27 protein-coding genes are annotated in these 23,550 nt (G+C 56.8%); all 27 read right to left on the reverse strand.

Going from position 1 to position 23,550, the window contains the following annotated elements; translation table 11 throughout:
- Positions 1-8: 8 nt before the first annotated feature.
- The 27 genes from IPM61_16680 to IPM61_16810 all read right to left on the reverse strand — a co-directional run bounded on the left by IPM61_16680 (position 9) and on the right by IPM61_16810 (position 23,546).
- Positions 9-734: a hypothetical protein gene (locus IPM61_16680; GenBank protein MBK8912936.1), complete on the reverse strand. Its 726-nt coding sequence runs from the start codon at positions 732-734 to the stop codon at positions 9-11.
- A 23-nt stretch (positions 735-757) separates the two neighbouring features.
- Positions 758-1,255, reverse strand: a complete 498-nt coding sequence (locus tag IPM61_16685; protein ID MBK8912937.1) for a hypothetical protein — start codon at positions 1,253-1,255, stop codon at positions 758-760.
- A 78-nt stretch (positions 1,256-1,333) separates the two neighbouring features.
- Positions 1,334-1,738, reverse strand: a complete 405-nt coding sequence (locus IPM61_16690; GenBank protein ID MBK8912938.1) for a hypothetical protein — start codon at positions 1,736-1,738, stop codon at positions 1,334-1,336.
- Between the two features lie 632 nt (positions 1,739-2,370).
- On the reverse strand, positions 2,371-2,727 hold the full coding sequence (locus IPM61_16695) for a hypothetical protein (GenBank protein MBK8912939.1): 357 nt from the start codon (positions 2,725-2,727) through the stop codon (positions 2,371-2,373).
- Positions 2,728-3,576: 849 nt separating this feature from the next.
- The gene (locus IPM61_16700; GenBank protein MBK8912940.1) at positions 3,577-3,843 is read right to left on the reverse strand and encodes a hypothetical protein; all 267 of its coding nucleotides are present in this window, start codon (positions 3,841-3,843) and stop codon (positions 3,577-3,579) included.
- Between the two features lie 51 nt (positions 3,844-3,894).
- Positions 3,895-4,098, reverse strand: a complete 204-nt coding sequence (locus IPM61_16705; protein ID MBK8912941.1) for a hypothetical protein — start codon at positions 4,096-4,098, stop codon at positions 3,895-3,897.
- Positions 4,099-4,164: 66 nt separating this feature from the next.
- A complete protein-coding gene (locus IPM61_16710) occupies positions 4,165-4,590 on the reverse strand; it encodes an HNH endonuclease (GenBank protein MBK8912942.1) in 426 nt (141 codons plus the stop codon).
- A 328-nt stretch (positions 4,591-4,918) separates the two neighbouring features.
- Positions 4,919-5,440: a DNA repair protein Rad52 gene (locus IPM61_16715; GenBank protein MBK8912943.1), complete on the reverse strand. Its 522-nt coding sequence runs from the start codon at positions 5,438-5,440 to the stop codon at positions 4,919-4,921.
- Positions 5,441-5,553: 113 nt separating this feature from the next.
- Positions 5,554-5,898 carry a hypothetical protein gene (locus tag IPM61_16720; protein ID MBK8912944.1) on the reverse strand — a complete coding sequence of 115 codons (345 nt, stop codon included), beginning with the start codon at positions 5,896-5,898 and terminating at the stop codon, positions 5,554-5,556.
- 90 nt (positions 5,899-5,988) lie between these two features.
- Entirely contained in the window at positions 5,989-6,402 is a 414-nt protein-coding gene (locus IPM61_16725; GenBank protein ID MBK8912945.1) for a hypothetical protein, read from the reverse strand.
- Between the two features lie 207 nt (positions 6,403-6,609).
- Positions 6,610-6,909 carry a hypothetical protein gene (locus IPM61_16730; protein MBK8912946.1) on the reverse strand — a complete coding sequence of 100 codons (300 nt, stop codon included), beginning with the start codon at positions 6,907-6,909 and terminating at the stop codon, positions 6,610-6,612.
- 180 nt (positions 6,910-7,089) lie between these two features.
- Complete coding sequence (locus IPM61_16735; protein ID MBK8912947.1) at positions 7,090-7,359, reverse strand: hypothetical protein; 270 nt, start codon at positions 7,357-7,359, stop codon at positions 7,090-7,092.
- On the reverse strand, positions 7,347-7,955 hold the full coding sequence (locus tag IPM61_16740; protein ID MBK8912948.1) for a hypothetical protein: 609 nt from the start codon (positions 7,953-7,955) through the stop codon (positions 7,347-7,349). Before IPM61_16740 ends, IPM61_16735 begins: the two co-directional genes overlap by 13 nt.
- Before the next feature lie 2 nt (positions 7,956-7,957).
- Positions 7,958-8,464: a hypothetical protein gene (locus tag IPM61_16745; GenBank protein MBK8912949.1), complete on the reverse strand. Its 507-nt coding sequence runs from the start codon at positions 8,462-8,464 to the stop codon at positions 7,958-7,960.
- Positions 8,465-8,468: 4 nt separating this feature from the next.
- Complete coding sequence (locus IPM61_16750; GenBank protein ID MBK8912950.1) at positions 8,469-8,939, reverse strand: DUF2190 family protein; 471 nt, start codon at positions 8,937-8,939, stop codon at positions 8,469-8,471.
- The gene (locus IPM61_16755; GenBank protein MBK8912951.1) at positions 8,936-9,298 is read right to left on the reverse strand and encodes a hypothetical protein; all 363 of its coding nucleotides are present in this window, start codon (positions 9,296-9,298) and stop codon (positions 8,936-8,938) included. The genes IPM61_16750 and IPM61_16755 overlap by 4 nt, the downstream gene beginning before the upstream one ends.
- The gene (locus tag IPM61_16760; protein ID MBK8912952.1) at positions 9,299-9,781 is read right to left on the reverse strand and encodes a phage holin family protein; all 483 of its coding nucleotides are present in this window, start codon (positions 9,779-9,781) and stop codon (positions 9,299-9,301) included. It abuts the gene before it with no gap.
- Positions 9,782-9,791: 10 nt separating this feature from the next.
- On the reverse strand, positions 9,792-11,228 hold the full coding sequence (locus IPM61_16765; GenBank protein ID MBK8912953.1) for a hypothetical protein: 1,437 nt from the start codon (positions 11,226-11,228) through the stop codon (positions 9,792-9,794).
- A 4-nt stretch (positions 11,229-11,232) separates the two neighbouring features.
- Positions 11,233-13,173 (reverse strand): hypothetical protein, encoded by a 1,941-nt coding sequence (locus IPM61_16770; protein ID MBK8912954.1) that lies wholly within the window; start codon positions 13,171-13,173, stop codon positions 11,233-11,235.
- A 4-nt stretch (positions 13,174-13,177) separates the two neighbouring features.
- Positions 13,178-13,678, reverse strand: a complete 501-nt coding sequence (locus IPM61_16775; GenBank protein ID MBK8912955.1) for a hypothetical protein — start codon at positions 13,676-13,678, stop codon at positions 13,178-13,180.
- A 76-nt stretch (positions 13,679-13,754) separates the two neighbouring features.
- Complete coding sequence (locus IPM61_16780) at positions 13,755-19,331, reverse strand: phage tail tape measure protein (protein MBK8912956.1); 5,577 nt, start codon at positions 19,329-19,331, stop codon at positions 13,755-13,757.
- 42 nt (positions 19,332-19,373) lie between these two features.
- Positions 19,374-19,916: a hypothetical protein gene (locus tag IPM61_16785; protein MBK8912957.1), complete on the reverse strand. Its 543-nt coding sequence runs from the start codon at positions 19,914-19,916 to the stop codon at positions 19,374-19,376.
- Positions 19,917-20,170: 254 nt separating this feature from the next.
- Positions 20,171-20,878: a hypothetical protein gene (locus tag IPM61_16790; GenBank protein MBK8912958.1), complete on the reverse strand. Its 708-nt coding sequence runs from the start codon at positions 20,876-20,878 to the stop codon at positions 20,171-20,173.
- 76 nt (positions 20,879-20,954) lie between these two features.
- The gene (locus tag IPM61_16795) at positions 20,955-21,533 is read right to left on the reverse strand and encodes a hypothetical protein (protein ID MBK8912959.1); all 579 of its coding nucleotides are present in this window, start codon (positions 21,531-21,533) and stop codon (positions 20,955-20,957) included.
- Positions 21,534-21,578: 45 nt separating this feature from the next.
- Positions 21,579-22,484, reverse strand: a complete 906-nt coding sequence (locus IPM61_16800) for a hypothetical protein (protein ID MBK8912960.1) — start codon at positions 22,482-22,484, stop codon at positions 21,579-21,581.
- Entirely contained in the window at positions 22,481-22,957 is a 477-nt protein-coding gene (locus tag IPM61_16805) for a hypothetical protein (GenBank protein ID MBK8912961.1), read from the reverse strand. Before IPM61_16805 ends, IPM61_16800 begins: the two co-directional genes overlap by 4 nt.
- Positions 22,950-23,546, reverse strand: a complete 597-nt coding sequence (locus tag IPM61_16810; protein ID MBK8912962.1) for a hypothetical protein — start codon at positions 23,544-23,546, stop codon at positions 22,950-22,952. The genes IPM61_16805 and IPM61_16810 overlap by 8 nt, the downstream gene beginning before the upstream one ends.
- Positions 23,547-23,550: the final 4 nt, after the last annotated feature.

The following is a 23,550-nucleotide window of genomic DNA, read 5'->3' on the forward strand; positions in this document are numbered from 1 at the left end:
GCAAGGGCTTAGCCTTGCGCGGCCTCTCTCTTCCACTCTTCAACCCTGCCAGCGAGGTTCATCCATCCCTCAACGATATGAACGTCAACATGGATGCCGTTCACGTTCTCCGGGGTGATCTCTGTCGAGATGGCGCAACGTCCAATCGGCTTGCCATCCTTCAAGAGTACCGCGCTGTTCCCCGACGCGGAAAGCCTCACACGGGGATCACCTGCAACAAGCATCTCCATGACGATGGACCGCGCCCATTCCTTGCTGTCTGCAAGCTCTTCGTTGACTCTCTCCCAGTCCTTTTGCATCTTGCCAAGATCAAGCGGTTCGCCATCAGTCGGCCAAGTCTTTTCGATGACTTCGCCTGCGAAGGGGTTGTTGTCAAAGTAGTCGCGATTCACGTTGCGCGGTACGGGTCCCCATGTACCAACGGCGCGGTCTCCATTGACACTGACAGCGTAAAAGATGGACCGCTGCGCACCGCTCACCCAGTGGCACACCTCACCGGCGGGATCACCAAGAACGGCGCGAAGTGCGTGCGCAACTTTGCTGGTGGGGTGCTGTCCGTGTTGGCTTGCGATGGTCGTGTTTTGTCGCCGTGAATGCTCGTACATCGTGGGATAGCCAAAGAGCTTTAGCATATCGCTATCCCCTTTCATCGTTGCCCCCATCTCAGTCAAGAGCCGGACAACCATGCTAATGGTTCGTTCATCTTGAAGACGTGTTACTGTGTAGGTTTCCATGACTGCGTTGCTCCTATTGGTTGTTATTGGTTTGGTGTAGTATCCGCCTGCAATCGCAGCAGGTGGTTATCGATGTCCAGCAGTATCCTTGCCGCTGGTTGGTAGGTGTCCAACCACTCCCACACACGGGCCGGGACTTCGGGATCGTCCCACGTGTCCCAGTCGTGTACGGGTGCAGGCTCCCAAAACTCGAGCCGTGCGTGCGGCTCCCCCTTCGCGTTTGCTCCGAACTCGATGCGGTGGTTGTCCGCTCCGTGTCCCCGCAGTTTCAACGCGCCCGCTGTGAGAGCAACCGCGTCCCTGTCTTTGATCTTCACCGTGTAGGTAGTGTAACGCCCCCACTTGGTCCCTACTCGGATATGTGGCGCGATAGAGAGCAACCGGTCATGGCAGCGGATCAGCGTGTCAATATCCGCGCCCTCAACATCCCCGCGAACCCGCTCCACCCTCTCCCTGTATCGTGCGATTCTGCCGTCCACTACCGGTGGCAGGTCGAGGCGAATCTCTGAAAGTCTCTGCATGATAGTCTCCTTCTTTGGTCGTTGAAATATCGGGGTTGAAATGGGGGCGCGGCTTGCGCCCCCTGTTGTGGTCGTTGGTCATCCTGCGATCATCGCGATCTGGTGCTCTTCGAGGAACATCCCGACGGCGGTATCCGTACCGAAGTCCCAGACCCTCTCCGCCTCTATCCCCCCGTCATCTGCGTACTCGTACCGTACCATCTGCACGCGTCCCTGCGCTGTGATGACGATGAAGACCGCGTCATCCCCTGCGTCCAGAGCGTCCAACGCCGCGCGTGCCGTCACCTGCAGCTCCATCCGTGGATACCGCCAATCTGTTATCCGGTTCGGTGGTGTGATCTTGCAGACGTGTGCCATGACTGTGGCGTAGCTGCGATGGTCCGGGTCCGGCATCTTGAAGCCGACGCCCGCTTCGATAGCAGGGCGATTGCTTGCCAGTGCTGCGAGGGCTTGCGGTGTGATGGTCTGCGTGAGAGTCGCCATGATAGTCTCCTGGTGTTAGGTTGGTTTGAGAGTTGGTTAGATAGAATCGGGGCTTGCGCCCTCGTGGTCGGTTTACTTCCTGTCCCCTTGCGCTATGATGTCTGCAATCTCTTTGATCCGTGCGGCTTGCTCTTCGGTGAGGCGCCTGCGCCACAACCCCGCCCGTGATGTAGATACGGCCAACGAGGTCATCTTCTGCCTTGCGTGCTGCGGCCTTTGCGGCGGTCTCAGCGGCCTTGCGCTCTTTGGCCTTGCGATCAACCTCCAACGCTTCTGCGTGCCAACCTTCCACCTGCGTCATCACTGCGAGCAACTCGACGGCGCGGGATGCTTGGACCAGCCAGTGCTCGTTCGGCGCGTTCCAGTTGGCGGAGAGCTCTTTCATCGCTGCGATAAATCGCCCGACGTTGGGACCCTTCACTGCAAGCTCGTTGACGGTGAGATGCTTCACGGTATAGGCTCCGTGCGTCCCAACCACGGCGGCAATCTGCTGGCGCTTCTCTTCGGCCCATGCGTCCAAGATGCGGGAAGGGCCGCGAAGGGGGGGGCGCGGTGTGAGAGGCAACCAGAACTTTTATGCTTGAGCCCGGCTTGCGTCTCTAAAGAGCTTTGGGGCATCCAGCTGCGTAGAATCAGACCGACCCGCTCTTGCTCATCTCCACGGCCACCAGCCCATGCCAGCGGCGGTCGTTGACTCCATACCCCGATATGGGGCGCAAAAGGTCCTGAACGGCCTCAAGGTCCTTGCTGACCGCAGCCGCTTGCCCTGCCAATATCTCTGGCAGTTGCTCCACGATCTTCGTCAGCTTGGCTGATGCGTAGTCCAAACTTTCGACTCCACGCCCGGCGCTGCGAAGGTGTTGGATCAGCCCGTTTGGCGGTGGGGTACTGCTTGCCAGCGGCGGCGGGGGGGGGCGCTCGGCTGATGGAGCCGTGAGCGCCGCCTCTTTTGCTGTCTTTGCTGGGCGGGTGGCGATGTTCTTTGCCATGATGGTAGTCCTTTGCGCCGGGTTCGTCCGGCATACGCTGGCGGTGTCCGCCGCCAGTCAGAGACCGGTCACTCGACCGATCTGCCACGAATATACTGCTCTTCCCCCATACGTGTCAAGGGGTCGCGCCGTCGCAACCGTGCGACAAGTGAAGATTTTTTCTAAGGCTGCGATTCTTTGAAAATTTCGCCACTTTTTAGAGCAACTTTTTTTAGGGTTTCGCTCTTTTACGTTCTCGTTCGGCTGCTTTTCGGCGGCGGTTGTACTCCCTGCGCTCTTCCTGTGTCATGGCTCGCAGCCCCACCGTTGGAGCCGGACCAGATACCTTGCGGACGTAGGGCCGTAGTGCCTCGATGGCTCGGTCGAAGCTCCCGCTGGCCACTATATCCGCATACTCTTCGGCTGATATGCGAGTCAAAAACACCCGCTTTTTACGTGTCTCCATGTGTGCCTTTCTTATGTGACGGCTATGTAACTGGCGGGGATAATCCCCTCGATTTCGAGGGGATTGCGCCGGTTTTTATGTGCTGGTTGTGCGGTCGTTACCTACCCCTACCGAAGCCGTTGCCGTTACCATAGCCGTCATAGTACCCATCCCCATACCCGTAGCACCCTGCTAACCATATCCTGCCGTTCCCGTCCCCATCTCCGTACGTTCCCTCCGTATCCCCCTCTCCGTCCCCCTCTCCGTCTCCGTTGTTCGGCCCACCCCCACCCCCACCCCACCCGTCTCCGTATCCGTCTCCAGTCTCGCCGTCTCTCCCGTCCCCATACCCCTCTTCCGTCCCGTCATCTCCCGTCCAGTCTTCGCCACCCATCCACCTCGAAAAAGTGAACGCAGCGTCAAACTCACCGCTCAGCATCTTGATCCCCTCCCCACGCCTCGGCGTTGCACTTAAACCGCAAGACTTCGGCTCCTATGTGGTGGAAGGTGGTCCCTGCGTCATCCAGCACAGTCTTCTTTGTCGGCCCGCCCTTTGCGATCTCTCCAAGTCCTGATGTCGTCCCCCATATGCGGACGATCTTGCAGTTGGTCATTGTGACCGTGTCCCCGTCAACGTCGCGGTTTCCCGCGATCACCCAGCCCCTTTGCAGTACGATAATCTCGAAAGCCATTTTTTCTCCTGTTTTGTGGGAGCGGATCCCCGCCCCCGTAGTGGTTATTTTTTATCTCCCGATCGCTTGGACTATCTCGTGGGCTTTTTCCCCCAACAAGCGGCCCGCGTGACTCAGTCGAAGCGTGACATCTGCGATGGCGTTCTCTATGTCCCCCGTCTGACCGGCTTCACGCCGCTGCAAAAGCGCGTCAAGCGCGACGGTCATGGCGTTGACCTTTTCGGTGATCGTGTAAATATCTTTGATGCTGTCCATGTGATCCCTTCTGGTTTGAGAGTTGGTTGGATAGAATGGGGGCGCGGCTTGCGCCCCCTGTTGTGGTTATGCTTTCGGCGCGATGACCTTTGCGCAAGAACCGCGACGGGCAATCATCTCTTTGGCGGCTTTGATGTCCAACGGACGGCTGGTGCAATCGGAAATGTGTGCCGTGATGTCGGAAACCTTTACCCCGTGATTGAGGTAAGCGGCAACCCCACTGGCGAACTCTTCGACGCTGCGATTGCCACGGCTTGAGTTGCAACGATGGCAGCACGTGACGAGGTTGGTTTCGTGGTTGCTTCCCCCCTCACTGTATGGGGTCAGGTGGTCCAGCGTCAGCTTGGCACCATCTTCCACACCATCGCCACAGTATGCGCAAGCCAACCCGTCACGCATGTAGATGGCCAAACGCTTGTGCTGCGAAATCCAGTTCATGCCCTGGTTTTTTTGTGTGCGATTTTCTGGCTTCTTGGTCATGTCATCTCCCATGTATGTGGACGGTATCTGCCGCCCATCAGCAACCGGTCATGTGACCGATCTGATGCGAACTTACAACATTCCCCCCATACGTGTCAAGGGGTTCAGCCTGCGGAATCGTGCGACGGATGAAGATTTTTTCTAAAGGGCTTTTTTCTGCAAGAAAACGCCACTTTTTAGAGCAACTTTTTTTCAGGTTACAGCGATTTACTACCTTTGCCGCGTCCGGTTGGGTCTTAGTCCTACCTAATCGGGCCGCCCCTGCAAGGGGGCGCTACTCCTTCAATGGGTTACACCCGCGCCCCGATAGTCCACGGGGCGCGGGTGTTTGTAGCATCCCCTACCGATACCCGCTGCCGTCCTCCAATAGTGCCACGTAGCTCTCCGAAAACCGCCCCTCGTTTATGGCGGTGGTCATCCCTGCCAAGCGGTTCAGCACGGGGTTGGGAACCCACCGCTTGGGCTGCCCTTCCCAAGCGATTTGCACGGTGGGATAGCTGTAAAGCTCTCGCCCGATCCCCCACTGGTGGGCCGCCCTTTTCATCGCGTCACTGATCCCCCCTTTGATTGGCTCTATATCGGTGGAGCTTGCGCCATCCGACTTGCCTACCCACTCTCCATCTATGCGGATGAAGATGGTGCAAAGGAACCCGCCGGATAGCTGGTGGAACTCACTCTTCCAACCCATCGCCCCGAAGGCAGCATCTAGGCGATTCATCACCGCGCGGTTGTCTATGTAGGGGACGATCGTGCTCTTGGTGATCCCGTTTTTATCGGGCTTGCTGTTGGCTGCGATCTTCCACTCGATTTCATGCGGTAGCAAGGGCTGGCGGAACATCGCCAGACGCTCTTCCATCGTCATTGCTTTGACGATAGGCTCCGTGGTTGGAGCCTCGGTAGTCTTTCCATTGGTGGTCATCTCGGTCTCTCCTATGCTTGGGGAAAGCGGGGGCGCGGCTTGCGCCCCCGTGGTGGTTATTGTGTGACTATCTCTTCGTCTTCGTAGGTGTATCGCTCAGGGTGTATCTTGCCGTCAATAATCCTGCCAGATACTTCCGCGATGCGTTGGATAAGTTCCGGCAGCAGCGCGAACCTTTGCACCTCTTTTTGCAGCTCGCACACCGACTCCAGTACCTTTGCGGCGAAGTCCCCCGGGCTATCGGCGTAGCTCTCATGTTGTGGGTTCATGCGCATGATCCTATAGCGATAATGGCGGAAATAGCCTGCCAGTTCGTCATCCATCCGGTCCAGTTCTTTGGCAACTTCTTCCCGCAACTCTTCGTCTGTGGTTGCGTCAATCCATACCTCGCGATTTGCCATCTTGGTGTCTCCTCTGTGTCTGTTTTTTGAGTTGGTTTTTTTCGTCTATCGGAGAGAGTGGCGGGGCCTCTCACACCCCGCCGGGTTCTTTTAGTAGCGCAGCTCTTGGTGGCGGTATTTGATGACCACACACTCACGGCCATCCTGTGCTGCCATCAGCCCCACCGTGTACTCGCGGTCGTCGTCATCGTTTTCCCACTCATAGACCCGCTGCCGATTGCCCCGAAGCTCCCGATCTATCTCGTCCCGCTCTTTCCACTTCTTTTCCTGTAGCCTCTCCCTTTCATCCATCACCGCGCCGAGGTAATCGTCCATCAGGTTGTAGCGTTCTACGTCATCCCGTTCCGCCGCTTCGTCCATCACTAACCGGATCACACCAAGCAGCAGCGGGTAGTCTTCTTCATCATAGAGATCGGGGAACTCTTCGGGCGATACCGTGGATTCCCGCACGTCTTGGATTAGCACGGCGGCCCATTCTTTTTGGCTCATCTTGGAGTAGCTCATCTTGGTTTTAGGTTGGTTTGAGAGTTGGTTGTCTGTCTCTTTTGAAGACGTACAAAGATAGCTTTTTTCGTTATGTCATCCTAACGAAAAATGAGGGGTAAACATCCCGTTACAAGTGTGGAGAGTGGTGGTGTTGGAGCAAAAAAAACGGGGCGCAAGTGCGTCCCGTTTGGCTTCTGTCTATCGTGTGGCGGTAGTGTGTGCGTGCTACTCTATCGGCTCGGATATGTCTGCCAGTAGTGCGCGAGCCTTCTCGATGCCGGCCTCTGTGTATAGGATGGTTCTACCGACTTTGTTGTAGTCCACCACCTCAATCAATCGGGGGCCATAGGAGTACGGGACGGTCTCCCCTGCCTTGCTCTGCTTGGGTGTCTCCCGTCCCGTACGGTACTGCGATAGACGCGCTTCCGCAGCCTTGCGCTTACCATCGGGGATGCCTATCATGTCCAGCACCTCGGCCAGCATGTAGCGGCCCGCGCCGTCCTGTTTTTTCGCTTTGCGTATCATGCCGGAAAGATATGCAATCGGGGTTTTTCGTTAATGTAGCAAAACGAAACCTTTCCCCGTGTGTGCCTTTCGTACCTTCGGGCTTCTTGGATGGCGGGCGATGCCCGAGTCTGAGAGTTGGTTCGCTGCGATTGAGACCCGCAGCGGTAACGCCCGCCGGTGATACGGCGGGCGTTTTTTTTATTCCTCTTCGATGGTCTCCAAGCCTTCGATGGTTGCAGTGGAAACACCTTTGAAGATCGTCGCCATCCGCGTCGCGATTGAGGTCTCGGCAGTGGTCATCTTCTGGCGTATGGAGAGCGGTAGCAGTTGATAAACCCGGACCGCTGCGATGGCACGCGCCACCGCTGGGTCAATGCCTTCGCTCACCAAAACGGCCTGCAACTTTGCGTGTGCCTTGCTGATAATCGCGGTGAGCTTATCGCGCCGAAGCGATGCTAAATCTTGCATACCTTCGCCCCCTTGACGGTGTAGTACTGACCCGTCCCCGTGGTGTTGAACTGAACGGCAATCTTTAGGGCCTTCGTGCTGTTGAACGTTTGGCTTGTGAGTATGCCACCACGCTTCCCGCTGCCGAACTGATCCGATCCTGATATGGCGTTAATCGCACCCCCTTGCCAGACGGCTGCGAAGCCTTGCGAGTAGTCCCACCCTGCGACCCATATCTCGGAGCCGAACCGCCACAACTCGGCGCGATAGGGAGCGCGTGTTAGCCCCGATCCTACTGATTCCGTCGAAGCCATTTCCACGTATGAAGAGCCATAATAGACCCGCGTTAGAAGGGTACGGCTTCCGCCAGTGAGGTTGCGGAACTCAGCAGCCCAATCAATGGTAATCTTCTCCCCGTCCGCCCATTCATCCGAAGGGATAGATGCTTCGATCACGTCAATGAGTGAAGCGGTATCGGAGCAGTTGCGAATCGTTGGGGCGTACAAGCGTGGCACGCCAAGCCCCGCCACTGGTACGTTAGCAGCGGGGATGGTATCGGCGGAACCCAGTTCAGTGATAAGCCCGCCGGACACTTTTAGCGGCTTCACTTCTGCCATCGTTAAGCCCTCACGACAACGGTGCCGGGTTCAAACGATAGCTCTGTTGCGCTAATCGCAACGCCAACCTTTTGCACTGCGTTGCCGCTTCCTGTTGGTGCTGTCGCAGTGATCCCACCGGCTGTGGTGCTGAGGTAGTACGTTGCTCCAATGGTCAACCCTGAAAGCCCCGTGATTGTGCCTTCAAAGTTGACCGTTCCACTTGCTCCGTTGCTAATCGCGGATGGAGCAAAACCGACGGCGAGCTTGCTGCTGTTGGCAGCGTCTGCCTTGCGAACCTTTGCGCCGGAAGAGTCGTGAACGTTGACTATGTCCCCCGCAGATATAGCCTCGCTTGCGGTCATCGTTTTTGAATCGCTTCCGATGCCCGATGGCATCATGGTGGTATCAATCTTGCCCCCTGCGTCAAGGGCAACAATCTTGCCGGCATCAGCCGCCCCGGCGGATGCTGTTTTTGCTTCGACCTCTGTGAGAACCCCGCTCACTAGTTGGACTGGTTTGTCTGCCATTGTGTCACCCCCTGATGACTGGTGTTGTTGTATGGATAAAGATCGTGGTTGCCGTCATGGCATAGCCGATGACTTGCGCAAACCCTGTTGCTGGTGGGGTATGGGATAGCATCCCATTCGTGGAGAGATAGAGCAACCCGCCCGGTATCCAAGCCCATCCCGCTTCGGTCATCTCTCCTCGCGTTCGGATGGTCGCAGTCGCCCCCGAAGAAGCCGCCCCCGTGGTAACGCCCAACAGCCTGCCAGCGTGATCGCTGGTTGCACTGCTGGCATAGATGGCGTGGCCTGCTGCGTTCGTTGTCACCACGCGATGACCCCCGAGAGATTCGCCCGCTGTGATGGTTATATCTTCACTGCCAGCCGGCCCGGGGACTCCAACCTCCACCACCTCAACGTCATCGCTCAGCACCTCGGAGACTGGTTGCCCATCCATCTCGATGACGCTCACCGTGGTCGTGATCTCTACGGTGTTCATGGCGTAGTCTCCACAACGACGGTTGCGATACCTCCAACCAGATACTCCGCGTCATCGTCATCCCCGCCGCTTGGAATGATCTTGATGTTCCAGCGGTACGGCTTTTCTTCCATGCCTTGCGTATCAGATGCGACCACCAACAGCCGCAACGCTGAATGGCCTTCGGATGTTGTGACGGTGACGGATGCCTCGACTGAGTCGCCCGACCCGTTAGCAGGAACGAAGTGACAGGTTGCCGTTACCCCTGTGAAATCTCTATAGGACCCATCTTCCAGACGGGAGCGGAAGACCCGTTCAAACTTGCAGCCCTGAAAGATCGTTAGCGGTACTTGGTTTTGCCCGTAGGTTCGCTTTGCCATCTATCCCTCCGATCGCTGATCTGTTGTCTGTGTTGCGCCACCCGTTACCCCATCTTTGCCTATCTGCGTGCCCGTGGTTGGACTTTTATCCGTGCCGCTATACTTTTCCTGCATCACCTGCATTGAACGCGTCAGAACGCCAGGGACAGGGATACCGAGCAACGCCGCTTTTTCGGTGAGGCTCTTAAACTCCCAGAGTGCGTAAAACCCAGCGGCAAGGCTTGCGACTTCCGGTTGCGCTTTTCCCCATAGCTGATAAATCGCACCCACCAACAACCAGAGATAGAGCTTGCGAACGATTCCCGTAAACAGCCCGCGAGAGCTTGCCGCTCTCCGTTGCATCGCGACGATATACCCACCAATCAGATCAATGGCGTTGAGGATCACCAGCGTCTGGACTACCCACGGCAGCCCAACCCATACCGAGACCAAGAGCGCTGCAAAACTTTCCGACCATAACACGATTTTTTTTTGCCAGCTCATACTTCACTCCTTACGACCCTACGATATGCCACACGCCCGCGCCGTCGGAGTATAGCACCCGCTGGCCGCGATTGGTGTTGATGGTGATGGATGTTGCCCCCTGTATCGTATCGGCCCCCGCGCGGTTTATCGTGATGTTCCGCGTTGCCGCTGTTCCCCCTTCGTCTTTGATTATCAGCCAACACACCGCGCTTGCTGCTGGCAGTGTCAACGTTGTTCCACCTGTTGGCGGTGAGACTCCAACGATCACCGTGTCGGAGGTGATGGTATGCGTTGCCCCTGTTACCGCCGCCCGCTTCGGAGCAAAGCCCGATAGGAAGGTGATCCCCTTGTTGTCAACGCTGAACTTGGTGGTCCCGTTCTGCTGCAAGTCTGCCAGCTTCCCCGTGCCGATGTGGTTGGCCTCGAGCAACGTTCCTGCGTCGGTAGAATGCGCGGCTTTCAGTGCAAAGACCGACCCCGTTGGGCTGGTGCTGTTGTTCCGCTCAAAGTACCCCGCCCGTCCTGTCCCCTCTGACTTCCCTTTGACTGCGTCCCCTGTCCCGTTGGTGTAGGAGTCCACGCCATGCGTGCTGTTGCTGCCGTTGTAGATCACAACCTCCACACCTTTCCCCGTCCCGTCCTGATAGACCTTCACCCCGTGTCCGCTACTGGTGAGCGTTGCGCGGTATCCGTTGCCTGTGTACGATGACCCCGTGTGTCCGATGGAGACAAGATCGGCGGCGGAACCGTTGCCACTCATGGAGACCTGAACGCCGATGGTGTTCAGTGTAGTGATAACCGCGCCCTTGCCGCTTCCAGTGAGCGTCACCACCAAGCCGTTCCCCGTGTTGGTGTTGCTGACAAAGAGGCAATCGCCGGACCCCGAGTGTGTGAGGTGCAACCCGCGCCCGCTGCTACTCTTACTCATGGTGATCCCGTGACCTGTCCCCGTGTGAGAGATTGCCACACCACCACCAGGCCCCACCATGCTAACGTCAACGCCGTTGCCGCTATACGTGTTCTGGACTCGCACCGCAGCTGTTGCGTCGGTGCTCTTGACGTGGAGCTTGCCAGTGAGCGATGACGTGATCCCGATCCCAACGTTGCCAGAGCTTACCGCGATAGGGCTATCCGATAGCGTCCGCGCCCCGCTTGCGTTTGGCACTCGATCCACCGTTAGCCCCGCGCTGTCTACGCATTGGGCAAGCGTCCGGTCTGGTGCTGTCCGCCATGAAGGTTTTCCGGTGATCCCTTTGATCCGGTTGGCTATCCAACTCAGAAGCGTGTTAATGATACCCGTGTCACCCGACGGCACAGCGGTATCGTCAACGGTAAGCTGGACCGTCCCAATCATGTCCGTCGCCACGTTGCTGATGATCTGCACCTGCGAGACGGTGCTGTCATCCGTCGTGACTTTATCCCGTCCGATACTCTTGCGGCGCAACCCTCTGATCTGACTTGGCATGGGGCTATCCTCCGGGCGCGATTAGTTGAACTTCCGCAGCAGATTCATCGGATGTTATCGCGGTGATGAACGGATCGCGTGCTGCGATACTCAGCAACCCACCGGCAAAGGTGGCAAGGTCAATATCTGCGACGCTTCCGAGGTCGTTCAAAATAGCCTGCGTTGGCGGCACGTTGAGAGTGACCCCGATCTGGTTCCACTTTGAGAAGGTCGCGGCGATGGCTTTCGTCACTGCGTACGGGATGCCGCTTGTCCAGTGCGTATCCAACAGCAGCAGGCGCAACGGAGACCACAACACATCGAAGGGAGAGGTCCAGACCGATGGCGTTGGGAGGTTGCTCGGTAGTCCGTTCGTGCAATCGGTTCGCGTGGTGCTGTCCGATGTCCTCACCCCAACATAGCGGTGGTAGATCAGCGCAATCTCTTCGCTTGCCCATGCGGGTTCATCGAAGTACACCAGCAAGGAATCTGGCAGCGTTGGCTTGCCAACCAATAGCACTTCCTTCGTCGGAAATATCGTGTTCCAACTGTCATCTACCAACGTGTTGAGGTAGTAGGAGTCGTTCACGTCACCGATCAGGATGCTGTTGTGGTGCGTACTTGGAACCGAACGCTTCGCGTCTTCCATCGTCCCCCACTCTTGAACCGTTACCGTCTGGACATCTCCAGAGGAAGCCCGCGCAACATCGCACTCAGCACCAGCAATAAGGCTCTTCCGAACGACCAGCTTCGTTTGTCCTGTTGCGTCTCCGATGCTTACATTACTAACACGCTGCGCGTCCAACATCCCCTCAAAAAATAGAGTCATCTCCCCGTACGGTGAGTCATGCTGAATCAGTAGCCGCGCTCCAAAACTCTCGCATGATGCTTTTAGAAAGTCCCAGAGAGTTTCATACTCTGCGAACCCTTCCAACAGCCACCCACCAACGTACTCCGATGGCTCTCCATCGAAGTACACCAGCCCGCAAAAGTGCGCTTCACTCTCTGCTGGTGATCCTGTGTATGCATCGGATAGATCGGAGAGATTGCGCTTGTAGAGCTTCAACACTCCAAGCGGTCCAATATCTGAGGTGTAGCCGCTGGCAATCGAGAGTCTCATCGTTGCTACGGTCCCGATGTTCGCAGACAGCAAGGTCCCAACGGCGTACGTTATCGCGTCCCAGAGACCACTATAAGTGAACCAGATAAACCGCTGTTGAGGAAACCCGAACAGGGGCCGGGGATCGGTCCCGTATCGTATCCCGTAAACGGCGTTATCGGCCGCTTTCTCCCAGATGTAGTACGCCGCTTCCGTGGTCTTCGTTGGGTATGGGTCCCCCATGTAGCTCATCATCATCCCTGCGATGGTCGCAGGCTTGACCGTCTGGAGTGCCCAGAGAGCGAGGTGGGTGGTGGCCGCTTCGTACGTCATCCGAACCACGGTCTTCGTTCCGCTCTCTCGGTTCGTTAGCTCCACGAGGTCAAGCTCTTCCTCGGTCTTCCTCTCCTGAACTCCCATGTACTCCGTCGCAAAGCTCGCCACTGCAAGTGCACTGTTACCCAAGTCGGATGTGAGGGAGAACACGTTGACAACGTCGAAGGTCCACGCGGGACCGCCAGGGGTATACTCCCCCTCGCCAATCAGCACGGGAGTGAGAAGGTAGTCTATGAAGTCTTCCCAGTCGGAGTTCCCTACGCAGCTTTGTAGGTCGAACTTAAACGTTCTCGTTGGAGGGTCGGGGCACCCAATCGGCAGCTCATCATATCCAGCTTCACCACTTGAACCGCTCTTCAAAATCCCCGGCGGAAGCTGTATCCAGTTTGTCACCCCTTCTGCTGGTGCTGCTCCCCATGCGGGCGCGTTGGAGTAATCCCGTGGTGGGGACGATATAGCAGGCATCACCATCAGCCGCTTCCGCTGGTGGGGTGTCTGATAGTCGTGGTAGTATATGGCGGTTCTTGGCATCGCGCTATGTGATGGATACCCCCACTTGCGGAAGGGCTGCGGTGAGAGTGATAACGCAACCGATGGTCACGCCGCCTAAGTCGGATTCCGGTGGGTCGAACTTGGCAACAACGGCAAGGGGTAGCATGGTGTTGGCTTCACCAATCGCCGCCCAATAGTCGTAATCCGTTGGGGTTCCTGTTGTGGTGTTCGTTCGATCTGAACCCGTTACGCTCTTGATGTGGAGGTATCGGGCGCGAAGGTATCGGCGAAGCAACTCGAAGTCACCCTGATCCCAATCGCCTTGCTCAACGCTAAAGTCCTCAACCAGTAGCTGCCACTTTTCCCGTTGGACGATGTTCTGCGATAGATACCCATCAATCCCCACCTCAGTCTCTCCCAGTGCATCCTGTTCAGGGATAGGAGGAACAGCCCAGCAGTACAAGGTGATATCCTTGTACGGTGAGTTCGCGTAGACAGCTTGGTTGCTGCAACGCAGCACAACCGTGATCGGAGAGTATGGCATAGCAGTAAATTCCTTGACAATGCCGCAACGGCTTGGACAAAGATAGCGGCCATTGCGGGCCGCTATCAAAACGAGGTTACAGGACTTTAGGCCGTTCCCTTTTTTCGGCTATCCGCTTCGTGTTGCCAGCGGTGCGCTCGGTGGATTCTGCGGTGTGTGCGGTGTTGGCTCTGATGGCTGACAACTGCAATGAGACCTGCTTCAAGGATTCCCCGATCTGTTCCTGCTGTTGCTCCACGGCTGCCACTCGTTGCATCGCATGGACTGCAACTTCTTGGGCTTGCACCGCCGTCCGCGTTATCGTCCCCTTCATGCTGACCGCGTACTTCGATAACTCGACTGATTCCTGGCGTGGTACGCTCGGCGCGTTATGTAGTCCGTAGTACTCTCGCAATGGCCGCCGTTTTTCGTTGGCCCACTTGACTGCTGCGAGGTTGTCCCCGGCCCCCAACGCTTGGGCGTTGATAATGCCTTCGCCCGGGGATACCCAGCGCAGTTCTTGGTCATCCCGTGGACCACCTTTCCCACGTATCGGGACTTCTCCATCTTTCGCCTTCTTGGCTGATGTCAGCGATGCCTTCGCGATGCCTGCCAGCCCTGTCAGGACGGCGGCTAACCCAGCTGCGACTGCCAGACCGAACGGGCCAAGTTGCGCAACGCTCACACCGTACGCAGCTGCAACCCAAGCAGGCAGCATCGCAGTGATGAACGCCAACGCGCCGTCAATAAGTGCGGCGTACATCGCGTCGCTTGCAGAGCCTCCTGCTGCAACGATCTTTGAGAACGTCGCAATGGCAACGTTGGCACTGGCAGCGTACACCTTGCCCAACGCCTTCGAGCGGTCTTCTTCTGCCTTCGTTGCTTCGGCTGATGCTTCGCCGTACTTCGTCACCGCAGCTTCCTTTGCATCAATCGAAGCGGTGTAATCTTCCGCGCTCTTCGATGCAATGGCGTTGGCGGTCTCTGCGATAGATGACGTGACTTCAATCCCCGCCTCTTGGAACGCCTTGCCGATGTCGAACGTCGCCTGTGCCTCTTCCTCTGCAATCTTTTGCCGCTCTTTCGCTAGGTCCCCAAACTTCTGGTTGAACTGTTCCAGCGTGATCTCTTTTCGCTTTAGCTGTTCCTTCAACGCTTGGACTTCTTCTCCCAGCTTCTTCTTCTCTTCGTCGAGTTGCCGTTGCCGCTCTTTATCTACCTTCTGCCCGAACTGTTCTTGCAGCACCTCCAACAGCGTGTAGTAGGCCTTCCACAAGATGGATGACTTCACGAGATAGTCTTGCTGTATCTTTTGCCGCTCTTTCGCGGACTTACGCAGCACCTCCCTGATCTTCGCTTCGTTCCCTTCAGCGGCGGCTATCTCTTCCTGCTCTTTCTTCCGAAGCTCCAGCAGTCGAAGCTCCCGCTCTTGTTCGGCAAGGTCTTCAATCGCTGCGATTCGATCCCGCTCTCGTGCGTCTTCAATCTCTCGCTCCGCCTCTGCAACAGCCCGCGCTTGCTCGGTCGAGCTTTGCTCGATAATCCGAACGATGGCAGGGCTGTTGGCAACGAGGTCTTTGCGCGTTTGATCCAGTGCTGCTTGCGATGCTGCTACCCGCTTTTGCGCCTCTTCCTTTTCGGTCTCTGTTGTCGCAGCGGCAAGGTCAGCCTGTGCCAACTGCAACGTTGCAAACGCATTCTTGTATGCATCAGACTCAGAGATTGCAGCAGCAACAGCCGCAGCCCGTTCCACCTGCAAGATTTCCAACCGCTTCGCTAACCGATCCGTTGCCGCTGTTGCCGTCTCTCCCTTGATGGCCTCTAACTCAGCCTTAAGGTTCGCGCCGATTATCTTGGAGTTTTCGGCCTGTATCTTTGCCGTCTCTGCGAGGTCTTTTTTGAACTGCTCCAGCCGCTTCTCTCGGCCTTCTTTGTCTATCTGCGCAAGGTCAACCTGCAAGCGCTCATCAACCGCCTTCTGCGCTTCGGCAACGGCCTTGTTGGCTAACTCGATGGCCTCGCTCTTCGTGACGACTTTCCCCTCAAACTCTAAGGGCTTCCCCTCTTTGACTGCGTCGTTAATCTTTGCAACCTGTTCCTTTAGGTCTGCGTCTAACTTGGCCTTCGCTTCGTTAGCAGCGTCCAGCTTCTTTTGCTTCTCTCGCTCTACTTCATCGGCGATGGCATCCGATGCGATACCCGCTCGCGTCTTCGCCGCTTCTTCTGCCAGCTTCGTGCTGAACTTGGTGATGTCTGTGGCGGTCTTCTCTTCTGTCTTCGCCTGTTCTTGCCCTGTCCGAATCTTGAACTTCCGTTCCCGCTCTTCGGCTGCGTTGTTCGCTTTCACCGCAGCGATGGTGTTCTTCGTCTCTTCCTCAATGATTCGCTTGTTGGCGGCAATCAGTCTGGGGATTTCTTGCAGGCGTTGTTGCTCTGCGACGGTCCGCTCTGCTGCGTTCTTCTTTTGGATGCTGCTCAGCTCTTTCTCGAGCTTGATGTTCTCTTCAATCTTGTTGAGTGCGGCCCCTGTCCCAGTGCTGATATTCCCTTGCATCTCAGCCCGCGCCTTCTTGTAATCTTCGGCCAACCCTTTCGCTTCTTCCCGTGCCTTCTTCGTTTCGTCTTTGATCCCTTCCACTGCGATCCCTACCGACTTCGCTTGCTCACCGGAGAGCTTGAACTCCGTCCCCAACTCTTTAACGTCGCCCTTGATTAGCCCCACCTTCTTCCCTTCTTGCACCGTCTCTTGGAGCTTCTCCACGTTCTCGCCAACCTTCCCCTTTAACGCAGCGTATTCAGCTTGCAGCCGTTGGATTTCTTTGGGGTCGTTAGCCTTGCTGATCTGCTGTTGAAGTTCCTCCATCTTGGCGCGGTTCTTCGTCAGCTCATCGGCTTGTCCTTTCAGTCCATCGGTGAACCCCTGCTGCTGCTTTAGTAGGTCCGCTCCAAACGTTTTCTTGTTGGCGTTGGCCAGCTCTTGCGCCTTCTCCACGTTGATCTCGGTGGCGTTGCCAAGCTCATCGTATGCGGTGACGGCTTGGGGGACTTGCTCACCGATAGCCTTCGCAAGGTTGGCACGCTCCACGTCGGTCTTGGCTGCTTTGTAGTCAGCAACGAACTTGCCGATCTGATCCTGCGCATCAATCTTCTGGTTTATCGTTGTTGCTTGCGCTAACGCCTCTCCCAGCTTCTTATCTCGCAGCCCTGTCTCGATCTCTGCAATGGAGTCTTTAGCGGTGGTTTGAAGGTTGGCAAAGATTCGTTTTCCCTCTTCATCGAGGTTGTCAAAAACGCCCGTAGTCTTTGCCGCTGTGAAGCTCTTTTCAAACTCTTCCTTTGCAGTCGCAACAACCTTCTGTTGGTCAGCTATATCCTTCTCGAGTTCGGTGGTATCCAACCCCGCAGCCTTGCGCTGCGAGAGGAGTTCTTGTTGCTCTTTTAGCTTGGCCTTCGCCTTCTCGTATGCATCCCCTTGCGCAAGAATCCCCAACACGATCTTGTTGTTGTCTTCGTTCTGCGCGGCTCCGTTTTCTTTGGCAGTTGCAGCGAACTCATCGAGTGCCTCTTCGTTGAGCTTGATGACTTCCCGCACCTTGCCGTTAGCGTCCACCACTTGCTCGATAGACTCCACAGCCCCTGGCGCTTCCTTCGCGATGGCTGCCGTGATGTTGGCCTTCTCTGCGTCGGTCTTTGCTGCTGCCAGCTGCTTCCGAAGGTCTGCCAGCTTGCCTGCCTTATCCAGATCACCACGGATGGCGATCCGGTTCTCCAACGCTTCCAGCCCTTCGTCAATGGCCAACTTGGCAAGCTCTTCGTTGACCTTCTTCCCGAACCCTTTGCTGAACGCATCTGCTGCGGAATCGCCCAACCCGAAGAAGGATTCAGCGGCTCCAAGAACGTCACCCGATAGGAGCTTCCCAACCGTGTCACCGATACCCTTCGCCACTGCCGAGATTCTGGCAGACAACCCAGCAACAAAGCCTTGTATCTCGATGATGATCTTACGGATGAAGGAAAACGCATCTTTCAGGATGTTGCCACTGCTGCCAGCGGTCTCGATCCCACCCGTCAACCCTGCGATCGCTTCCCAGATTGCGGTGACGATTTCCCAGCCAACACGGAACGGAAGGACAACCCACTGAAAGATCAGCCCCCCGACTTCCACTAAGAGGCTCCCAATCTGCGAGAGAGCTGGCCCCACTGTATCTATCACCGATGCAGCAAACCCGACCACTCCACCGATCAGCGCGTCAAGGACTTTCCGCACTGGTTCGACGTTGTTATAGAGTAGGTAAAGGGCCGCACCCACTGCAAGGATGGCGGCGATGGCGATACCGACGGGACCGGTGATTGCAGTCCACAACGCGCCGAAGCTAAAGGTCAGCGTCCCTGTTGCTGCGTTGGTAACGAACAGGCTGGGGACTAACGTGGAGAGTAGTGAGGTCGCGAACTTTGCGATGTTCGCGCTTATGCTTGCAGGGAAGAGGTTTTTCAGGTTAGCAAACGTGGCGATTGTTGGAGCCGCTTGCGCGATGCCTCCCAGTGCTGCGGTAAGCCCGCCCCCGAGCGTGCTGAACAGTGAGATGAAACCCGCTTGAACATTGTTTAGCAGGACCTTCATCTTCACCTCTGCGCCTTCGGCTTGCACGGCAAAGCCTTCGGCAACAGAGCCTCGCTTGGCAATGCCTTCAAGGTCTTCCATTGCCGTTGCCGCGTTTGCACCGGAGAGCGATAGGACGGTGGTCGCGGCTTCGATGGAGCTAAAGACTTGCGGCGCGGACTTGCCCAACGCGGTGAGGGTTGCGCCGATCTTCCCCGCTGCGGATTGCAGGGATAGCTCCCCGTTTTTGATCTGCTCGATACTAACGCCCGCTTGCTTCATCACCGCCGCCAACGCAGGGGTCGGCTTCTGCATCTCGACCAACAACGCCCGGACCTTCGTCGTAGCGTCGGAGGTCTTTATGCCTTGCTTCGTCATGGTGGCGATGCTTGCGGCGATCTGCTCGAACTTCACGCCCGCCGCCGCTGCAACCGGTGTCACCTGCGAGAGATACCCCGCAAGTTCGTCAACCGAGGTAACGCCCAAGTTGAAGGTGTTGAACAGGATGTCGGACACCTTCCCCGCTTCGGTTGCAGCCATGCCGTAGGAGTTCAACGTCGCGGCGATACCGCTCACCGCTTTCCCGATGCTGCTACCGCCTGCGATGGCAAGCTGTGACGCTGTTTGCGCGAAGGCAAGAGCTTCGGCGGGGTCAACGTTTCCAGCGGCATCGGTCTTGATGACACCCGACCCGATACCTTCCCCGATGGCAGACGCGATGTCGGCAGCAGCATCCGGCACGCTCTTGGAAAAATCGAGGATGGAGTTCTCGAGGTCTTGGAAGTTTTTGACCCCTAACGCACCAATATCGCGGAGCGCTTTATCGAACTCCCTGAACGGCCCCGATAGTGCTTCAACCGCAGCCGAAATCTGTTCGGTTGCTTGCACCACTTGGTTGAAGTTGAACGCGCTGTTATCATCCGGCTCCGGCGGGGTGGGCTTTGGCGACGGGACTTCCGCTCCATCGCCAAGCCCTTTAATGCCGCTCTCCACCTCTTGCTTGAGTTTGGAGAACGCGCCTTTTATGTCGCTGAAATCCAGCGCAATCTTGATGGAGAGAACACGGCCAGCCATAGGTTGATCCTTGCGCGATTGGGGCTGCGGCTGTTAGTGTTGTCAGTTGCTACCGACCAACGGAGAGACGGAGACCGTCATGCTGCCGATCCCGCTCTCTACGTGGACAAACTCCACCCTGTAAACCCGTTCGCCAAACGAACGTTCCGCCGACTTCTCTTGGCTCCACTCCAATCCCCTGATGACCTCATCAAGCCAATCCACAACGGGCTGCCCTTTCCCTTCGTTTGCAGGGTCTGCCAGTCCATCAGGATCACGCCCGCCACACTCCACCCAAGCAAGGACGCTGGCCATCAGCTTCACAGCTGCGACGTTGTACGCCTTGCGCCCAAAGACCACCGTCACGCTAAGGGTGTGGATGTTGCGCGGGTCTCCGACCATCTGCACCATGAACGTGGGGCAAGCGGTACTCCTTCCGAAGATGTGCATCCGCCCGTCTATCGGGCCGCCTCGTTGGAACTGAACAGCACCGTACTCCGCACGCTTTAGCAGTTGCGACAACGCGCCCCCACTCACTCGGATAGTGTCATGGCCAACATCGCTATAGCGCGGGTCGCATGGTGGGGATGCGTGTAGTGATAACATGGGCTAACGTCTCCGTGGTTGCTTTGCGGTCTTCGTTGCTGCGTGTGAGTTTTGGATCACTTCGTCTGCGAGTTCAAAGATTTCGTGCGCGGTCCAGTCTTCCACCGTGGTCTGGTTTAGGCTCCCCTTTGACCAATGGGTAAGCATCCCAATCGCTCCATCTATCATGCCAACGATGTCCCCATCCGAGAGGTCTTTCCGGTGATCCAGCACCTTGCCACGCTTCGCAAAACGCCGTGCGTCTGCGAGGTAGCTCAGTCGGTTTGCTGGTTGCCCGGTATTGACGTTATCGGAATCTTTAGGCGCTCGACGGCTTGCGCTCCCAGTCGTACTAAAAAGCCACGGATAGCGCCCCGCGGCGCAAGTCCGTTGGAGGTAAAAAAACGGTAGAGCGCCCCCATCATTTGCGCAATGGTCAAGTCGGCCATGTGGGGGATGCGGTCGGTGACGGTTTCACGGTTGTACTTGCGTTCATGCTTGCGGATGTAGAGCCGTGCGAACAGTCGCGCCGTTGCTTCTTCGGAGTCTGCAAACCCTTGCACTACGCGGCCAATGTCTATCGAACCAGATGACGCGCTTACTCCGAGTGCCTTCAACTCATGGACAACATCACGCATCTGCAACGCCGTCATCTGCAACGCCGGAACCAGCCGATACGATGCAACCACCTTCACCTCTTCCAACGTCTCGTTGTACTCTTCCACAACGATCTCGCTTGCCGCTTCTGCCATGCTGGCAAGCCATTGCAGCAGGCCGTCGATTGCTTGCTCGGTCGCACCTGCGAAGATGTCCCGCACCATGATGGGCGCAGCTTCATCTCCGACAATCTCAGCGGCAAGCCGTTCCGCTTCGCTTTCTTGTTCTCGTGTCAACGGTAACGCCGCCGCTTTCTTCTTGGACGGTGGTGGCGTAGCTGCTGAATCGCCAATCGCCCCAGATGGGAACGCATCTTTTAGTGACATAGGGAAGTCTCTTTGTCTTGGGGATTTATCAGCCCCGGCATGATGCCGGGGCTGACCATTGTAGTACTATCCAGCGTTATGCTGGCGCGTTTACTTCGACCGCTCCGAAGTAGCTCCCCGAAGTGATGTTCAGGGTGGCAGGTGTGGTGAAGTCTGCTGCAAAGTTCGGGAACGTCGCAGCGTCCAGTGTGATCGTGATTGCGTCGGTTGCTTTTAGTATAGTGAACAGATACTCCAGCGAGCCGTTAGCTGCAATCGTTGGCTTGTTCTTGAGCTTGACAAGCAACCCGATGTAGTCGTGTTTGCCTTCGATGGCGCGGCCTTCGCCGTGTCCCTCCAGAACGACCATAATGATCTTCCCTTGCGCCGCAGCGGGGAAGGTGAAGTACTCAGCCATTCCGGTCTGATCCGTGGTGATCTTTAGCTCATACTTGTACTTCGAGCTTGTGGTTACTTCGTTCCCCCCCTCTGTGGTCTTTGTGTTCTCCGAGAACCCGGTGTTCAGTTCGGTGTTGGCACGGATTGGGCCAGCCACGAACGTATCTGCTGGGGATAGTGCATCCCCATCGGTGTTGGCTACGGCCTTTAGATACCAGTAGTCAGAGCCGAAGTCTTGCATCCGCTCTTGCAAGGCTTCCAAAGAAAAGGTTGGCATGTGCGTCTCCTGATTGGTGTTTGATTACCGCCAGCTTGGGGCCGTCTATGAAACCGATACCGATACAGCTTTTGTGTTTTCTATTGCCGTCGCACCGAGGTCATCCAGTGCATCGGCGGGTGTCTCTTCTTCGGCTGCAACTTGCTTTGCAGGAACATCGCTGAGCACTTCATCGCAGCGATGTCGTTGGCTTTGCAGGTGTGCGAGTTCCTCAGCAGATACCCGAATAACCGCGCCTGCTTGGGGTGTTGGTTCGTTGCCGCGATGGCGGCGGTATGGGTGCGAGAGTCGAACCAAATACGTCTCTGCGTTTGAGTAGTTTTCCATATCGTTTCCCATGATGTTGCGCACCGCTTCAATGGACTCAGGTCGCCAGAGCGTTGCGTTGTGAGTTGCCAGCGGTCCAGTGTTCCCGTTGTGCCGAATGACAACGTAAAGGTCTTCCCTGCGAAGGTCTTCCACTGTTCCACGTGGAAAGGTTCCCAAGAACAGGTTATCCTCTCCGATCTGTTTGTCTTGGAACGGATACCGATCCCACCATGTGCGATGGTAGCAGAACGTCCCGCCCATGATGTACGGGTTGCCGCTCGGTATCTGTTGGCTGTTGCTGTATCGCAGCACCTGCCTATCTGATGGCCAAAAGAAGTATCCGCAGTTCATCCCGTTTATCAGCGTCATCGGGTCACGGAGCAGCCGTTGCACTTGCACCGCGATGCGGTCGGGGTGATGCCAATCGTCATCGTCCCAGTGAATGATGACCGCGCCGCGTGGGGATTGCGCAATGGCTTTGTTCCGCTTGGCTCCAATAGTCCCCGCCCCGTCAACAACAACAATCTCGCGAAGGTGAGCCGGATAGCTTTGCCGTTCAAAGTACATCCGCGCCAACACTGCGAACTCGGAGCGGCTCTCCGTGGTTGGCATGATTGCGACAACGTGGGGAAGTGTCATCATGGCTTCCCCTTGCGTGATGTTGATCTCCGATATTGAGCGATGAACAGGATGAACGTCGTTGCGTCAACCATGCCGTTGGCTCCGTCTTTGATCCGTGGGTGATAGGTCTCAATCTCGAACCCCACCATCGTCCCCCACTCAGTACCAGCATCATACCCAACAGCCCCATCGGATGAAGAAGCGCGGTAGGTGAAGAGCGCGGCGCGAACCGATTGCAGCAAGGTGTCGGTAAGGTCATCTATCTCCGTTGCTTGCGCCGTGTATCTCAGTTCAAGCATGCACTGCGTGGTCTCTATCTTCCCCGCCTCTCTCTTGGGGTCTTGCTCCACGGCGGTGTCTATCACCTTCCAAACGCCATGCGGCTTGCCCCCTTGTGGGGCGATCCGTTCACGGAAGGTGATCCCTTCCACCGTGCTAAACAGCGCGAGCAACTCACCGCGAACCATCGCCCTTGCGCTTGTGTAGTCACCCATTGCTCCCCTCTGTGATGTCGTGGATATTGCTCAGCATCGTTGTGTGCGGCGTTCGGCTTCGGTCATCCCGCCGATACCGATACGCGGCCAAGTGCTCTTCCAGTGCGTAGAGGTGTGCGTTCCTGGGTTCCGTGTCGTGGACAACAACCACCTCAGCCGTTACCCCGAGTTCCTTCATCCGCCGCAAAACAGCAGCACGCCCGAACCCCTCCGACTCGCAGTCAATGAGTACCAACCCGATACGCTTCGGCAGTAGCTCGACAGCCTTCCAGCTTGCCTCGGTGAGGTGAACCGTTGCGCGACTCAGCACCGTCGGTGATGTCGTTTTGTAGAGCCACTCCCTGTCAGTCTCCACAACGATGTGTTCCGTCTTTAGCTCTTGTGCGAACGCGGAGATCAGCGAAGTGGAGTGATGACCTGCACCAAACTCCACGACGGGCAAGGGGAGCGGGCAAGGGGTTCCATCTATCTCGCTGATAAGGGCGTTCATCTTGGAGCTTGATAACATGAACGCCAGCCCCGTTGCCAGCAATGGCACGTGCGTGCCATAGCTATGCGGGTAGTCAACGCACAGGCTGATGAGGCTCATCGGT

Source organism: Chlorobiota bacterium, from assembly GCA_016710285.1.
Classification (GTDB): domain Bacteria; phylum Bacteroidota; class Ignavibacteria; order OLB7; family OLB7; genus OLB7.

Coding starts and splice junctions, on each gene's coding strand:
- IPM61_16680 (MBK8912936.1), bottom strand. CDS start 734: ATGGAAACCTACACAGTAACACGTCTTCAAGATGAACGAACCATTAGC.
- IPM61_16685 (MBK8912937.1), bottom strand. CDS start 1,255: ATGCAGAGACTTTCAGAGATTCGCCTCGACCTGCCACCGGTAGTGGAC.
- IPM61_16690 (MBK8912938.1), bottom strand. CDS start 1,738: ATGGCGACTCTCACGCAGACCATCACACCGCAAGCCCTCGCAGCACTG.
- IPM61_16695 (MBK8912939.1), bottom strand. CDS start 2,727: ATGGCAAAGAACATCGCCACCCGCCCAGCAAAGACAGCAAAAGAGGCG.
- IPM61_16700 (MBK8912940.1), bottom strand. CDS start 3,843: ATGGCTTTCGAGATTATCGTACTGCAAAGGGGCTGGGTGATCGCGGGA.
- IPM61_16705 (MBK8912941.1), bottom strand. CDS start 4,098: ATGGACAGCATCAAAGATATTTACACGATCACCGAAAAGGTCAACGCC.
- IPM61_16710 (MBK8912942.1), bottom strand. CDS start 4,590: ATGGGAGATGACATGACCAAGAAGCCAGAAAATCGCACACAAAAAAAC.
- IPM61_16715 (MBK8912943.1), bottom strand. CDS start 5,440: ATGACGATGGAAGAGCGTCTGGCGATGTTCCGCCAGCCCTTGCTACCG.
- IPM61_16720 (MBK8912944.1), bottom strand. CDS start 5,898: ATGGCAAATCGCGAGGTATGGATTGACGCAACCACAGACGAAGAGTTG.
- IPM61_16725 (MBK8912945.1), bottom strand. CDS start 6,402: ATGAGCTACTCCAAGATGAGCCAAAAAGAATGGGCCGCCGTGCTAATC.
- IPM61_16730 (MBK8912946.1), bottom strand. CDS start 6,909: ATGATACGCAAAGCGAAAAAACAGGACGGCGCGGGCCGCTACATGCTG.
- IPM61_16735 (MBK8912947.1), bottom strand. CDS start 7,359: ATGCAAGATTTAGCATCGCTTCGGCGCGATAAGCTCACCGCGATTATC.
- IPM61_16740 (MBK8912948.1), bottom strand. CDS start 7,955: ATGGCAGAAGTGAAGCCGCTAAAAGTGTCCGGCGGGCTTATCACTGAA.
- IPM61_16745 (MBK8912949.1), bottom strand. CDS start 8,464: ATGGCAGACAAACCAGTCCAACTAGTGAGCGGGGTTCTCACAGAGGTC.
- IPM61_16750 (MBK8912950.1), bottom strand. CDS start 8,939: ATGAACACCGTAGAGATCACGACCACGGTGAGCGTCATCGAGATGGAT.
- IPM61_16755 (MBK8912951.1), bottom strand. CDS start 9,298: ATGGCAAAGCGAACCTACGGGCAAAACCAAGTACCGCTAACGATCTTT.
- IPM61_16760 (MBK8912952.1), bottom strand. CDS start 9,781: ATGAGCTGGCAAAAAAAAATCGTGTTATGGTCGGAAAGTTTTGCAGCG.
- IPM61_16765 (MBK8912953.1), bottom strand. CDS start 11,228: ATGCCAAGTCAGATCAGAGGGTTGCGCCGCAAGAGTATCGGACGGGAT.
- IPM61_16770 (MBK8912954.1), bottom strand. CDS start 13,173: ATGCCAAGAACCGCCATATACTACCACGACTATCAGACACCCCACCAG.
- IPM61_16775 (MBK8912955.1), bottom strand. CDS start 13,678: ATGCCATACTCTCCGATCACGGTTGTGCTGCGTTGCAGCAACCAAGCT.
- IPM61_16780 (MBK8912956.1), bottom strand. CDS start 19,331: ATGGCTGGCCGTGTTCTCTCCATCAAGATTGCGCTGGATTTCAGCGAC.
- IPM61_16785 (MBK8912957.1), bottom strand. CDS start 19,916: ATGTTATCACTACACGCATCCCCACCATGCGACCCGCGCTATAGCGAT.
- IPM61_16790 (MBK8912958.1), bottom strand. CDS start 20,878: ATGTCACTAAAAGATGCGTTCCCATCTGGGGCGATTGGCGATTCAGCA.
- IPM61_16795 (MBK8912959.1), bottom strand. CDS start 21,533: ATGCCAACCTTTTCTTTGGAAGCCTTGCAAGAGCGGATGCAAGACTTC.
- IPM61_16800 (MBK8912960.1), bottom strand. CDS start 22,484: ATGATGACACTTCCCCACGTTGTCGCAATCATGCCAACCACGGAGAGC.
- IPM61_16805 (MBK8912961.1), bottom strand. CDS start 22,957: ATGGGTGACTACACAAGCGCAAGGGCGATGGTTCGCGGTGAGTTGCTC.
- IPM61_16810 (MBK8912962.1), bottom strand. CDS start 23,546: ATGAGCCTCATCAGCCTGTGCGTTGACTACCCGCATAGCTATGGCACG.